Origin of the sequence: Burkholderia orbicola, from assembly GCF_900100915.1 — a bacterium.
GTDB lineage: Bacteria > Pseudomonadota > Gammaproteobacteria > Burkholderiales > Burkholderiaceae > Burkholderia > Burkholderia orbicola.
Window position 1 is genome coordinate 2,846,343 of the sequence record NZ_FNKW01000002.1, and the last position, 13,600, is coordinate 2,859,942.

Annotated in this window: 12 protein-coding genes; 9 read left to right on the plus strand and 3 right to left on the minus strand. The window is 68.7% G+C overall.

Annotation, left to right across the window (positions count from 1 at the left end):
* Positions 1-93 precede the first annotated feature (93 nt).
* Entirely contained in the window at positions 94-753 is a 660-nt protein-coding gene (locus BLS50_RS29560) for a TetR/AcrR family transcriptional regulator (RefSeq protein WP_074806329.1), read from the plus strand.
* A gap of 24 nt (positions 754-777) precedes the next feature.
* Here BLS50_RS29560 and BLS50_RS29565 read toward each other — a convergent pair whose 3' ends face one another.
* A complete protein-coding gene (locus BLS50_RS29565; RefSeq protein ID WP_011547390.1) occupies positions 778-1,689 on the minus strand; it encodes a LysR family transcriptional regulator in 912 nt (303 codons plus the stop codon).
* A 108-nt stretch (positions 1,690-1,797) separates the two neighbouring features.
* Between BLS50_RS29565 and BLS50_RS29570 the strand changes: the two genes are divergently transcribed.
* The gene (locus BLS50_RS29570; protein WP_074806332.1) at positions 1,798-2,559 is read left to right on the plus strand and encodes an SDR family NAD(P)-dependent oxidoreductase; all 762 of its coding nucleotides are present in this window, start codon (positions 1,798-1,800) and stop codon (positions 2,557-2,559) included.
* 24 nt (positions 2,560-2,583) lie between these two features.
* Here the strand turns inward: BLS50_RS29570 and soxR are convergent, their stop codons facing one another.
* Positions 2,584-3,063 (minus strand): redox-sensitive transcriptional activator SoxR, encoded by a 480-nt coding sequence (gene soxR, locus BLS50_RS29575; protein ID WP_027805447.1) that lies wholly within the window; start codon positions 3,061-3,063, stop codon positions 2,584-2,586.
* Between the two features lie 79 nt (positions 3,064-3,142).
* Here soxR and BLS50_RS29580 point away from each other — a divergent pair, with 79 nt between their 5' ends.
* From BLS50_RS29580 to BLS50_RS29615, 7 genes are all read left to right on the plus strand, one after another.
* A complete protein-coding gene (locus tag BLS50_RS29580) occupies positions 3,143-4,345 on the plus strand; it encodes an efflux RND transporter periplasmic adaptor subunit (protein WP_074806335.1) in 1,203 nt (400 codons plus the stop codon).
* 13 nt (positions 4,346-4,358) lie between these two features.
* Complete coding sequence (locus BLS50_RS29585) at positions 4,359-7,532, plus strand: efflux RND transporter permease subunit (protein ID WP_074806841.1); 3,174 nt, start codon at positions 4,359-4,361, stop codon at positions 7,530-7,532.
* On the plus strand, positions 7,529-9,040 hold the full coding sequence (locus BLS50_RS29590) for an efflux transporter outer membrane subunit (RefSeq protein WP_074806336.1): 1,512 nt from the start codon (positions 7,529-7,531) through the stop codon (positions 9,038-9,040). Before BLS50_RS29585 ends, BLS50_RS29590 begins: the two co-directional genes overlap by 4 nt.
* A 132-nt stretch (positions 9,041-9,172) precedes the next feature.
* Positions 9,173-9,628, plus strand: coding sequence for a MarR family winged helix-turn-helix transcriptional regulator (locus BLS50_RS29595; protein ID WP_074806339.1), 456 nt, complete (start codon positions 9,173-9,175; stop codon positions 9,626-9,628).
* 250 nt (positions 9,629-9,878) lie between these two features.
* Positions 9,879-10,526: a glutathione S-transferase family protein gene (locus tag BLS50_RS29605; protein WP_074806344.1), complete on the plus strand. Its 648-nt coding sequence runs from the start codon at positions 9,879-9,881 to the stop codon at positions 10,524-10,526.
* Positions 10,527-10,802: 276 nt separating this feature from the next.
* Complete coding sequence (locus BLS50_RS29610) at positions 10,803-12,053, plus strand: MFS transporter (protein ID WP_074806346.1); 1,251 nt, start codon at positions 10,803-10,805, stop codon at positions 12,051-12,053.
* A 177-nt stretch (positions 12,054-12,230) separates the two neighbouring features.
* A complete protein-coding gene (locus BLS50_RS29615) occupies positions 12,231-12,842 on the plus strand; it encodes a cysteine hydrolase family protein (RefSeq protein WP_074806349.1) in 612 nt (203 codons plus the stop codon).
* Between the two features lie 64 nt (positions 12,843-12,906).
* On the opposite strand, the gene BLS50_RS29620 is transcribed toward BLS50_RS29615, so the two are convergent.
* Complete coding sequence (locus BLS50_RS29620; protein ID WP_074806352.1) at positions 12,907-13,383, minus strand: nuclear transport factor 2 family protein; 477 nt, start codon at positions 13,381-13,383, stop codon at positions 12,907-12,909.
* Between the last annotated feature and the right edge of the window lie 217 nt (positions 13,384-13,600).

Genomic DNA, 13,600 nt, shown 5'->3' on the forward strand with positions numbered 1-13,600 from the left:
CGTGTCAACGGAGCGGGGCAGGCCGCCCGCTTCCGGTACGTGATACCGGGGACCGAACACGGGCATTCGAATCATTCAAGGAGCAGGAAAAACGTGGCAGAAGTCACTGAGCGCGCGCCGTCGAAGCGGCGTACGCGCGGACGGCCGCTGGCGGATGCGTCCGTCGGCCCGGACGTGATATTGCGGGCCGCGCGCCGCACGTTCGCGAAGCGCGGCTACGACGCGACGAGCGTGCGCGAAGTCGCGCGCGAGCTGGGCATCGACGCGGCGCTGATCGCCCATCACTTCGGTACCAAGGAAACGTTATGGCTGGCCGTCGTCGAGCAGATCGTCGAGTTGGCCGAACCGATGTTCGACGCGCTGCGTGCGTTGCGCGCGTCGTCGCTGCCGCATCGCGAGCGCGTGCGGCGCGCGCTCGAGCTGTGCGTCGATCACGAATTCGCGGAGCCTGATATCGGCATGTTCTTCTCGACGGCGGCGACCGAGGAGGGCGGGCGGCTCGACCGGCTGCAGGAGCGGATCGTGCGCCCGTATCACGACGCGATGTTTCCGCTGCTGGCGGACGCGGTCGAGGCCGGCGCGATTCGTCCGGTCGATCCGAACGTGCTGTTCTTCATGATCGCGAGCGCGATCGGCACGACGGTGTCGTACAGCCACATGATGCTGGAGTACACGTCGCTCCCGACACGGCCGGAGGCGTTCCGCGAGGCCGTGCTCGGCGTCGTGTTCAACTTCCTCGGCGACCAGGCCTGAGCGCCGCGCGCGCGATGCGCGCGGTCAGGTCGCGGCAACCAGCCCCAGTTCGCGCACCGCGTTCCGCGCGCTCTCGCGCAGCGCATCGACGAGCGGCGACGGCGTACGGTAGGCGAGCGCCAGTTCGTACGCGAGCGGGCTGCCCGCATCCTTCAGTTCGCAGAACGTAATGCCTTGCGGATGCATCGGCACGAACAGGCGCGGCATCAGCGCGACGCCGATGCCGCCCGCGACGAGCCCGGCCGTCGTCTGCATCTGGCGCGGCTGCTGGACCACCCGCGGCGCGAAGCCCGCCTGCGCGCATGCCGTTACGATCAGCGCATGCATGCCCGGCCCGTGGTGCGCGGCAAACATGACCCACGGTTCGTCCGCCAGCTCGGCCAGCGCGATGCGGCGGCGGTGCGCGAGCCGGTGGCCGTCGGGCAGCGCGGCCACCATCCGGTCGCGCAGCAGCGGCTCGACATGCACGTCGCCGGCATCGGCCACCGGCAGCACGACGAGGCCGGCGTCGGTGCGGTCCTGCCGCAGCGCGAGCACCTGGTCGGCGGTCGTGCCTTCCTCGAGCTGGAAATCGACGTTGGGATGCCGCTCCTGAAACGCGCGGAGGATCAACGGCAACAGCGCGTTGACCGTGCTGTCGACGAAGCGCAGCCGCAGCGTGCCGCCGAGGCCGGCGCCCGCGCGACGCGCCACGGCCACCGCGCGCTCGGCCTGTTCGAGCGCGCGCCGTGCTTCGAGCAGGAAGGCCTCGCCGGCCGGCGTGAGCCGCGAGCCGCGGTTGTCGCGTTCGAGCAAGGCGACGCCCAATTCATCCTCGAGCTTGCGAATCGCCGTGCTGAGCGGCGGCTGGGCCATGTGCAGTCGCTCGGCCGCGCGCCGGAAGCTGAGCGTCTCGGCGACCGCGATGAATTGCCGGAACTGGCGCAGATCGATCATGCGATACCGCCCATGTATCAGTAGATCATCGAATTCGTATTTTACCTATCACTCCGGGCTGCCCAGAATGTCCCTGTCGTCAACCGTCGATACTCAGGAGGACAGATCATGACGGGCAATGAACAGCAGCGAACGGCCATCGTCACGGGCGGGTCGAGCGGAATCGGCTTCGCAATCGCGAGCCGGCTGGTGCAGGACGGGTATCGCGTCGCGATCGTCGGGCGCGATGCGGCGCGGCTGGAGGCGGCCGTCGCGCGGCTCGGCGGCGCGGCGATCGGGCAGGCAGGCGATCTGAGCGTGCGGCACGACGCGGAAGCGGTGGTCACCGCGATCGTTGCAAGGTGGCCGCGTATCGACGTCCTCGTCAACAACGCGGGACTGACCGGTCGCGTCGGCGCGGATACGAAGGCGGGCGAAGCGGAGGCCGTATGGGACGCGGTGCTCCATGCGAACCTGAAAAGCCTGTTCCTGACGACGATGGCCGTGCTGCCGCACCTGGCCGATCGCGCCGCGCGCATCGTCAACATCGGCTCGATCGCGGCGCGCGCCGGCAGCCTGTTGCCGGGCGGCCTCGCGTATGCGGCCGCGAAGGCCGGCGTCGAAGGCTTCACCGTCGCGCTGGCACGCGAACTGGGGCCGCGCGGCGCGACGGTCAATACGGTCGCGCCCGGCTATATCGCCGGCACGCGTTTCTTTGGCGACAGCGGGGTCGCGCCGGCCGTCGCGGCGATGATCCGCGTGCAGACGCCGGTTGGCCGCGCCGGGCAGCCGGATGACGTCGCGGACGCGGTCGCGTGGCTCGCCGGGCCGCGCGCGTCGTTCGTCACCGGCGCGACGATCGCGGTGAACGGCGGCTGGCGCGTCGGGTGACGCAGCGCGCGTACGGCCGGCGCGTCACTCGGCATCGGTCGGCGGCTTGTCGCCGAGCCAGCGCCGCGCGCCGGGCCCGTTGCGGCCGGCACGGTCTTCCGGGTTGGTCAGCTTGCAGCGTTTCAGCGACAGGCAGCCGCAGCCGATACATTCGTCTAGATTGATGTAGAGCCGCTGCAGCTCCTCGATCCGGCTCGCGACGCGCTGCTTCCAGCCGCGCGACAGCCGCTGCCAGTCCTTGTTGCTGGGCGCGGTGTCCTCGGGCAGGCTGACGAGCTGTTCGGCGATTTCGTCGAGCGAATAGCCGATCTTCTGCGCGAACACGATGAACGCGATCAGCCGCAGCACCGCACGCGAATAGTGGCGATGGCTCGAGCCGTTGCGGTGCGACTTGATCAACCCGCGCGTCTCGTAGAAACGCAGCGTCGACGCCGGCACGCCGCTGCGCGCGGCCACTTCGCGGATCGACATCAGCGGCCATTGCGGGGTTTCCTGGATACCCATGACGCCCTCCGGGAAAGCTTGACTTGAAGTTAACTTCAACTTTTATGCTACGTGGCAGTTTAACCCGTCGCGAGGCATCATGCTCTCCTTTTCCCTACGCAGGACCTCGCCGTTGGGCGCGGCCTGCGCCCTGTTGCTGGCGTTGTCGGGCTGTCACGATGGCAAAGGCACATCGTCGGCCCAGCCGCTTCCCGAAGTGGGCGTCGCCACCGTCGCGCCGCGTACCATCCGCCTCGCGGACGAATTCAACGGGCGCGTCGAAGCGGTCGATGCGGTCGAACTGCGGCCGCGCGTGAGCGGCTATCTGCAGCGTGTCGCGTACAAGGAGGGCGATGTGGTCGCGCAGGGCGCGCTGCTGTTCGAGATCGATCCGCGCCCGTACCGGATCGCGCTCGACCGGGCGAATGCGCAGCAGCAGCGCGCCCGTGCGGCCGCGAGCCTCGCGAACGTGCAGTTGAAGCGCGTGCAGACGCTGATCGACGCGCATGCGACGTCGCAGGAAGAACTCGACAACGCGCGCGCCACCGCGGAGCAGGCGCGTGCCGATCTGCAGGCGGCCGATGCGGCCGTGGCCGACGCGAAGCTCAATCTCGGCTTCACCGAAGTGCGCGCGCCGATCGCGGGCCGGGTCGGCCGTGCGGTCGCGACCGTCGGCAACCTCGCGCGCGCGGACGACACGCTGCTGACGACCGTCGTGTCGCAGGACCCGGTCTACGTGTATTTCGATTGCGACGAGCAGAGTTACCTGCGCTACAACGCGCGGCGCGCCGCGCCGACGCATCGCGCGATCGGCGCCGACCCTGTGCGCGTCGGCCTCGCGAACGAGACGGGCTTCCCGCATGCGGGCACCGTCGATTTCCTCGACAACCGGCTCGATCCGCAAACCGGCACGATCCGCGCCCGCGTGCGGCTGCCGAATGCGGACCATACGTTCACGCCGGGCCTCTATGCGCGCGTGCAGCTCGTGAGCGGCCGCGACCAGGACGCATTGCTGGTCGACGACAAGGCCGTGCTGACCGACCAGGATCGCAAGTACGTATACGTGATCGGCCCGGGCGACAAGGCGCTACGCCGCGACGTGACGATCGGCCGCGAACTCGACGGCGAGCGGATCGTCGAGAAGGGGTTGCAGTCGGGCGACCGCGTGGTGGTCGACGGCGTGCAGCGCATCTACTATCCGGGCGCGCAGGTGAAGCCGAAGGCGCTGCCCGCACACGCCGCGGCGGACCCCGGCGCCGGCACGCAGGCCGTGGCCGATGCCGGCGCGCCTGCCGCGCACTGACGGGAGCGAGACGATGGATTTCTCCCGCTTCTTCATCGACCGGCCGATCTTCGCGGTCGTGCTGTCGATCGTCATCTTCGCGCTCGGCCTGATCTCGATTCCGATGCTGCCGGCCGGCGAATATCCGGAAGTCGTGCCGCCGAGCGTCGTCGTGCGTGCCACGTACCCGGGCGCGAACCCGAAGGAAATCGCCGAGTCGGTGGCCGAACCGCTGGAAGAGGCGATCAACGGCGTCGAAGGCATCATGTACATGAAGTCGGTCGCCGGGTCGGACGGCAGCCTGCAGGTCGTCGTCACGTTCCTGCAGGGCGTCGATCCCGACACGGCCACCGTGCGCGTGCAGAACCGCGTGAGCCAGGCGCTGTCCCGCCTGCCCGACGAGGTGCGCCAGTACGGCGTGACCACGCAGAAGCAGTCGCCCACGCCGCTGATGTACGTGAGCCTCTATTCGCCGGACAACAGCCGCGATTCGCTGTACCTGCGCAACTACCTGACGCTGCACGTGAAGGATGAACTGTCACGGCTCACCGGCATCGGCGACGTCGGCGTATACGGCTCCGGCGACTACGCGATGCGGCTGTGGCTCGACCCGAACCGGCTCGCGTCGCGCGGACTGACCGCAAGCGACGTGATCGCGGCCGTGCGCGAGCAGAACGTGCAGGTGTCGGCCGGCCAGCTCGGCGCGGAACCGTCGCCGAAGAAAAACGACTTCCTCGTGTCGATCAACGTGCGCGGCCGTCTGCGCACGGTGCAGGAATTCAGCGACATCGTGTTGCGCAACGGCGACGACGGCCAGGTCGTGAAGCTGTCCGACGTCGCGCGCATCGAGCTCGGCGCGGGCGATTACACGCTGCGCTCGTATTTCAACGACAAGCATTCGGCCGTGGTCGGCATCTTCCTGTCGCCGGGTGCGAACGCGCTCGACGTCGCGAAGGCCGTGTATGCGAAGCTTGACGAACTGTCTAAGCGCTTTCCGCCCGGCGTCGCGTATCGGCCGGTGTGGGACCCGACGGTGTTCGTGCGCGAATCGATCCACGCGGTGCAGCACACGCTGATCGAGGCCGTGGTGCTGGTCGTGCTCGTGGTGATCCTGTTCCTGCAAACCTGGCGCGCGTCGATCATTCCGCTCGTCGCGGTGCCGGTGTCGGTGGTCGGCACGTTCGCGTGGCTCTACCTGCTCGGCTATTCGATCAACACGCTGACGCTGTTCGGGCTCGTGCTCGCGATCGGGATCGTCGTCGACGATGCGATCGTCGTCGTCGAGAACGTCGAGCGCAACATCGCGCAGGGGTTGAGCCCGCGCGATGCCGCGCACCAGGCGATGCGCGAGGTGTCCGGGCCGATCGTCGCGATCGCGCTCGTGCTGTGCGCGGTGTTCGTGCCGATGGCGTTCATGTCGGGCGTCACGGGCCAGTTCTACAAGCAGTTCGCGGTGACGATCGCGATCTCGACGGTGATCTCCGCGATCAATTCGCTGACGCTGTCGCCCGCGCTCGCCGCGAAGCTGTTGCGTCCGCACGGCGCGCCAAAGGATGCGTTGACGCGCGCGCTCGACCGCGCATTCGGCTGGCTGTTCCATCCGTTCAACCGCTTCTTCGAGCGCAGTTCCGACCGCTACCACGGCGTCGTCGGGCGCACGCTGAAGCGGCGCGGCGTGGTGTTCGCCGTCTATGCGGCGCTGCTCGCGGCGACCGCGCTGCTGTTCAACGCGGTGCCGGGCGGCTTCATCCCGGTGCAGGACAAGCTGTACCTGTTCGCGGGCGCGAAGCTGCCGGAAGGCGCATCGCTCGCGCGCACCAGCGCGGTGACCGAGCAGATGACGAAGATCGCGCTCGGCACCGACGGCGTCGAGATGGTGCCGGCGTTCGCGGGGCTGAATGCGCTGCAGGGCGTGAACACGCCGAACATCACGAACTCGTACGTGATCCTGAAGCCGTTCGATCAGCGTCACCGCAGCGCCGCGCAGATCAACGCGGACCTGAACGCGCGCTTCGCGGCGATCGATGGCGGCATCACGTATGCGCTGATGCCGCCGCCGATCCAGGGCCTCGGCAACGGCTCCGGCTACTCGCTGTACCTGGAGGATCGCGGCGGGCTCGGCTACGGCGAATTGCAGAAGGCGCTCACGGCGTTCCAGGCCGCGGTCGCGAAGACGCCGGGGATGAGCTATCCCGTCAGCTCGTACCAGGCGAACATCCCGCAGCTCGAGGTGAAGGTCGACCGGCTGAAGGCGAAGGCGCAGGGCGTCGCGCTGACCGATCTGTTCAACACGTTGCAGGTGTATCTCGGCTCGATGTACGTGAACGACTTCAACGTGTTCGGCCGCGTGTATCGCGTGATGGCGCAGGCGGATGCCGGCCACCGGCAGACGGCCGCCGACATCGCGAACCTGCGCACGCGCAACGCGAAGGGCGAGATGGTGCCGATCGGCTCGATGGTGACGGTCGGGCCCGCGTACGGCCCCGATCCGGTCGTGCGCTACAACGGCTATCCGGCCGCCGACCTGATCGGCGACGCCGATCCGAAGACGATGTCGTCGTCGCAGGCGATCGCGAAGCTGCAGCAGATCGCGAAGGACGTGCTGCCGCCGGGCATCACGCTCGAATGGACCGATCTCAGCTATCAGCAGGTCACGCAGAGCAACGCGGCGATCGTCGTGTTCCCGCTCGCGGTGATGCTGGTGTTCCTGGTGCTCGCGTCGCTGTACGAGAGCTGGACGCTGCCGCTCGCGGTGATCCTGATCGTGCCCGTGTGCATGTGCGCGGCGCTGTTCGGCGTGTGGCTGTCCGGCGGCGACAACAACGTGTTCGTGCAGGTCGGTCTCGTCGTGCTGATGGGGCTCGCGTGCAAGAACGCGATCCTGATCGTCGAATTCGCGCGCGAGCTCGAGATCCAGGGCAAGGGCGTGGTCGAAGCGGCGCTCGAAGCGTGCAAGCTGCGGCTGCGTCCGATCGTGATGACGTCGGTCGCGTTCATCGCGGGCTCGGTGCCGCTGCTGATCGGCAGCGGCGCGGGCAGCGAGGTGCGGGCGGCCACCGGCGTCACCGTGTTCGCGGGGATGCTGGGCGTCACACTGTTCGGGCTGTTCCTGACGCCCGTGTTTTATGTGGCGATCCGCAAGCTCGCGGGCGGCACGCCGGCCGTCTGGAGCGAACAGCACGGCACCCTCGAAGGAGAAAACCGATGAGTGCCGCTTTCCGTCTTTCCGCGCTCGCGATATCGGTGACGCTCGCCGCATGTGCGGTGGGCCCCGATTTCAAACGGCCCGATACCGGCACGGCCGCGCGGTTCGCGCGCGATGTTCGTCCGGCCACGCAGCGTGACGCGGCGCCGGCCGATACACCGAGCGACACGTCGCCCGACGCCGATGCCGCCTTCTGGCGCGGGTTCGGCGATCCGACGCTGACACGGTTGATCGACGCGGCGCTCGCGGCGAACCAGGACTTGCAGGTCGCCGTATCGCGCTACGACGCGTCGAATGCGCTGCTGTCGCAGGCCACGTTCGACCGCTATCCGACGATCACCGCGAGCGGCCAGATCGGCCATCAGCTGATGAGCAAGGACCAGGCGTTCGGCGCGCCGCGCAGCCAGCGCGATACGCCGACGTCCAATGTCGGAATCAATGCCGCGTGGGAGCTCGACCTGTTTGGCCGCGTGCGCCGCTCGATCGAGTCGCAGCGTGCGGAAACGGCGGCCAGCGCGGCCGACGTGCGTGCGGTGCGCGTCGCGATCGCGGGGGAGGTCGCGAGCACGTACGTCGATCTGCGCGGCTCGCAGGAGCGGTTGCGGATCGCCCGCGAGAACGCCGACAACCAGCAGCAGACGCTCGCGCTGATCAATGCGCGCGTCGGCGCGGGGCGAGGCTCCGAACTGGATGCGGCGCGAGCGCGTGCCCAGTACGAATCGACGACCTCGCGGATCGCCGTGTACGAAGCCGCGATCGGTGTCGACGAGCATCGGCTCGCGGTGCTGACCGGGCAGACGCCGGATGCGCTGATCGGCCGGTTCGATTTGCCGAAGACGGGCACACCGATGGGCACGCCGGTGCCGCTGCCGGCGCTCGCGGCCGACATCGATCCCGGCACGCCGGGCGACCTGCTGCGCCGCCGCCCCGATGTCGCGGCCGCCGAGGCGCGGCTGCATGCGGCGACCGCGCGCGTCGGCGTCGCGACCGCGGACCTGTTCCCGCGCTTCACGCTGTCGGGGCTGCTCGGCAGCGCAACGAGCAGCTACGGGTTCTTCCGCGCGGGTAGCGACACCAACCTGATCGCGCTCGGCATCGACTGGTCGTTCCTCGACGTCGGCCGCGTGCGTGCGCGGATCGCCGCGAGCGATGCGGAAGCGGCCGGCCAGCTTGCGCAGTATCGGCAGGCCGTGCTCAGCGCGCTGGAGGAAACCGAGAACGCGCTGCTGCGTGTCGCCCGCACGCGTGACGAGACCGCGCACCTCGTGCGTGCGGCCGACGACAGCGCACGCGCGGCGCAGCTCGCGCAGGCGCGTTTCTCGGCCGGTGCGATCGACTACTACGAAGTGCTCGACGCGCAGCGGACGCTGCTGCAGGCACAGGATGCGGCGGCCGACGGGCGGATGCGCAGCGCCGCCTCGACGGTCGCGCTGTACAAGGCGCTCGCGGGCGGCTGGCCGTCGGGCACGGAGCGGGGCACGCCAGGTCCGCTCGCTCGGTCGGGGCAGTAGCGCGAGCGGCGCGGCGCGACGACACGCTCGGCGGGCGGCGGGGAAGGCGACGATGGCGATCGCACGAGAGGGCTATCGTTCTCGCGGTAAAATTTGATTGCAACTGCAATCAAGCGAGAGGAATGCCCCGACATGAACGCAACCGAACCCGATCTGTGGTTCTCGTTCGTCCGCGCGCATCGGACGATGATTCGCGAGATCGAGCGTCGCCTCGCGGCGGCTGGCTTGCCCGCGTACGCGTGGTACGACGCGCTGTGGGGGCTCGAAAGCGGGCCCGACGGCACGCGCCGCATGCACGAACTGGCCGACGTGCTCGCGATCGAGCGCTACAACCTGACGCGGCTCGTCGACCGGCTCGAACAGGAGGGGCTCGTGACGCGCACGCGTTCGGCGGACGACGGCCGCGCCGCGTTCGCGAGCATCACCGACAAGGGGCGGGCGCTGCGCAAAAAGATGTGGAAGGTGTATCAGTCGACGGTCGCCGAGCTATTTCTCGACCAATTCACCAGCAAGGACCGGGCGGTGATGATCACCGCGCTTGACCGTGCGACCGCTGCCGCGCGCGACGCGGCGGCCGACGCGAAGTAACGTATCCGGCACACGGCGCGCCGAACGCTGACACCGCCGCGCCCGGCGGCGCGAGCCGCCGCGTCGTCAGCCGTTCGAGGCAGGCCGCCGCGGCACGGCGGGTATCGGGTGTCCGCACGGGCGGACCGGGTCGCGCCGTCTGCATGTCCCTCCTTCGAGTACTGGCATGTCGCCGGCGACATCGGTTCCGGCATAGGATTGCAATTGCAACGATTGTAGTTGCAACGACAACCCGACGACAAGGACCGACATGACCTCGACGCATTCCCTCACGTTCTATACGGCCGACACGCCGAACGGGCACAAGATCGCGATCTACCTGGAAGAGGCCGGGCTCGCACACGATCGCGTGCGGGTGAACCTGTCCGCCGGCGAGCAGCGCAGCCCGGCGTATCTCGCGATCAATCCGAACGGCAAGATCCCGGCCATCGTCGACCACGATACGGGACTGGCCGTATTCGAATCCGGCGCGATCCTCGGCTATCTCGCCGAGAAGACGGGCTGCCTGCAGCCTGACACGCTCGCCGAGCGCACGGCGGTCCAGCAATGGCTGCATTTCCAGATCGGCGGGATCGGGCCGATGCTCGGCCAGTTGTGGTGGTTCCTGCATGCATCGAAGACGGGCAACGCGGAAGCGATCGATCGCTACCGGAAGGAGGCGCTGCGTCTCTACGGCGTCGTGAACGCTCGCTTGTCGGAATCGGCGTATCTCGCGTCGTCGCGGTATTCGATCGCCGACATCGCCGCGTTTTCGTGGCTGCGCACGGCGGGCGAGCTGGATCTCGACGTTGCCGGCTTTCCGCACGTCGAGCGCTGGCTTGCCGAGATCGCCGCGCGGCCGGCCGTGCAACGAGGCCTGATCGCCTGCCGCGCGCCAGTGGCCGAGGCGGCGCATTGACATCGCATTGCCCGCGCCGCATGGACGGTGGGGGCGCTTGCCGCCCGCTGCCCGCCGGCCGGGAAACATCGTTCTCCTTCGCCGTAAGCGTCTCGAATGCGTGATATGTGCGCCGCTCGATCCGCTTTGGAAGTGTGGCGTATAGCCGCCACCCCGGCCGTCCAGACGCACGACCAGCTGGGAGAGCCGATGCTTAGCATCGCGGCCGCCGGCCTACCGCGGCGGCGGCCCGATCATTACGCTTGGGCGATCATCCACTCTGTCCGGAAGGTCGCCATGTCCCGGCTCGACTACAAGCTGCTCGGCCCCTGCCTGCTCGCCATCGCGCTCGACGCGATGGGGTTCGGGCTCGTCTATCCGATGATGTCCGCTATTTTCAGCGACCCGCACGCGGGCATCCTGCCGGCCGACGCCGGCGCGCACGCGCGCAATTTCTATCTCGGTCTCGGCTACGGGATCTATCCGTTGTGCATGTTCTTCGGTTCGTCGCTGATGGGCGAGTTGTCCGATCGCTACGGCCGCCGCCGGGTCCTGCTGCTGTGCGTGCTCGGCCTCGCGGCCGGCTACGCGATGATGGCGGCCGGCGCGTGGCATGCCAGCGTCGCGCTGCTGCTGGCCGGCCGCGGGCTCACCGGCCTGATGGCCGGTTGCCAGGGCATCGCGCAGGCGGCCATCACCGATCTGAGCACGCCCGACACGAAGGCGTACAACATGAGCATCATGTCGCTCGCGTTCAGCGCGGGCGTGATCGTCGGCCCGGTACTCGGCGGCGTCACGTCCGACCGGACGATCTCGCCGCTGTTCGACTACGGCACGCCGTTCATGCTGGTCGCCGCGCTGTCGCTGATCTGCGCGTGCTGGACCTGGGTGTCGTATCGCGATTCCGCCGCGCCGCGCGGCGATACGCGTATCGATCCGCTGCTGCCGCTGCGGATCATCGTGGAAGCCGCGCGCCAGCGCAACGTCGCGTTCCTGTCGGTGGTGTTCTTCCTGATGCAGGTCGGCTACGGGCTCTACCTGCAGACCATCATGCTGCTGTTGCAGGCGAAATTCGGCTATACGAGCGCGCGGCTCGGATTGTTCAGCGGCGTGATCGGCCTCTGCTTCGTGTTCGGCCTGCTGTGCGTCGTACGGTTGATGCTGCGCGTGTGGCGCGTGATCGATATCGCGAAGACGGGCCTGCTGGTGGCCGGGCTTGGCCAGATCCTGTCCGCGCTGTTCCCGCACGAACCGGTGCTGTGGGCGCTCGCGATGGTCGTCGGCTGCTTCGACATGGTGGCGTACACGACGATGTATACGGCGTTTTCCGATGCCGTCAGCGACGATCGGCAGGGCTGGGCGCTCGGTGTTGCGGGTTCGGTAATGGCGGTCGCGTGGGTCGTGACGGGCGCGTTGACGAACCTGCTGCCCGTATTCGGCGAGACAGGCTTGCTGCTGATCGGCGGCGCGGGTTTCCTGCTCAGTTTCGCGATGATGGCTGCGTACGGCCGCACGCGGCCGGGCGCGCGAACGGCCGTGTTGTCGTAGATGGCTCACACGCACGTTGGCCCGATCCTGTCGGACGTTGTCCCGCGCGCCGCTGTCGCATCACGCCGCGCGGCCCGACACTGGCGCGTCGCGGCCGGAGAGGTTCCGGGCTGCGTGCGGCGGCGCCGGCAGGTCCGGCGTGCCGTTCCATCAATGTGCCAACCAAGAGAGCATGCCATGCAACATCCGACCATCCGTACCCTGGCCGGCGCGAGCGCGCCGACGTCGATCGCCGCCGCTCGCACCGCGCTGCTGGTGATCGATTTCCAGAACGAATACTTCAGCGGCCGGCTGCCGATTCCGGACGGGCCTCGTGCACTGGGCAATGCGCGGCGCGTGATCGCGTTCGCCGACCGCGCGGGCATTCCGGTGTTTCACGTCCAGCACGTCGGTACGGCCGACAGCCCGATCTTCGCCGACGGCAGCGACGGCTTCCGCTTTCACTCGGACCTGCAGCCGGCGCCGCATCACGCAGTCGTGCAGAAAACGTCGGTGAGCGTATTCCCGACGACGGACCTCGATGCGCAGCTGAAGGCGACCGGCATCGACACGCTGATCGTCACCGGCCTGATGACGCATGCGTGCGTGGCCGGCGCGGCACGCGATGCGGTGCCGCTCGGCTATGCGGTGATCGTCGTCGACGATGCATGCGCCACGCGCGACCTCGACGTCGCGGACGGCGGCACGGTGCCGCACCGCGACCTCCATCGTGCGACGCTGGCCGCGCTGTCGGACACGTTCGGCGACGTGCTGACGACCGAGCAGGTGCTGGCGCTCGGCGTCGTGTGACGGCGGCCGGTTCGCGCGTCGGTCGGCCCACCCCGGCGGCCGGCCGATGCGCGGGCTCCGTGCTTCAGAACATCGTGTTCCGATTCGCTGACGTTTCGGGTACCGGCTGGATCACGTCCCAGTGTTCGACGATCTTGCCGTCCTTCACGCGGAAGATGTCGACCACCGCTTCGCCGCGATCGCCCGGACGCTCGGTCGCATGCACGTGCAGGTAGACGAGGTCGCCGTCGGCCGCGCTGCGGACGATGCGCGCGCGCGATGCCGGGTTCTTCTGGAACGCGCCGACGAAGTACGACACGAACGGCTGCTTGCCGTCCGGCACGTGCGGGTTGTGCTGCTTGTAGTCGTCCGCGACGACGGTGGCGGCCTCGACCGCTTCGTGCCGGTTGAAGAAGCGGTCGTAGAACGTCAGCACGAGCTGGCGGTTGGCTTCCTCGGCGGCGAGGTCGCGCGCGGTCGGGCCGGCGGCCAGCGCGGCCGTCGATGCGGCCAGCAAGACGAACGCGGCAACGGCGCGAACGGGGGAGCGGAACGAAGGCATGTAGCGTTTTCCTTGGTTGACGATTCGTGGACGGATGCGCGAGCGCTACCGGGTGTTGCGCGAGTCGCGACGACCCGCGGGCGATGACGGCTTGGCCGCGGGATGCATGTCGTATCGGCACGAAGGTTTCGCCGACCGGACCGTGAGGTTGCAGGTGCCGGGATGGCGAGGCCGCGCGGCATCGTCATGCTTCGTTGAACTGGCGAATCCGGGGCGG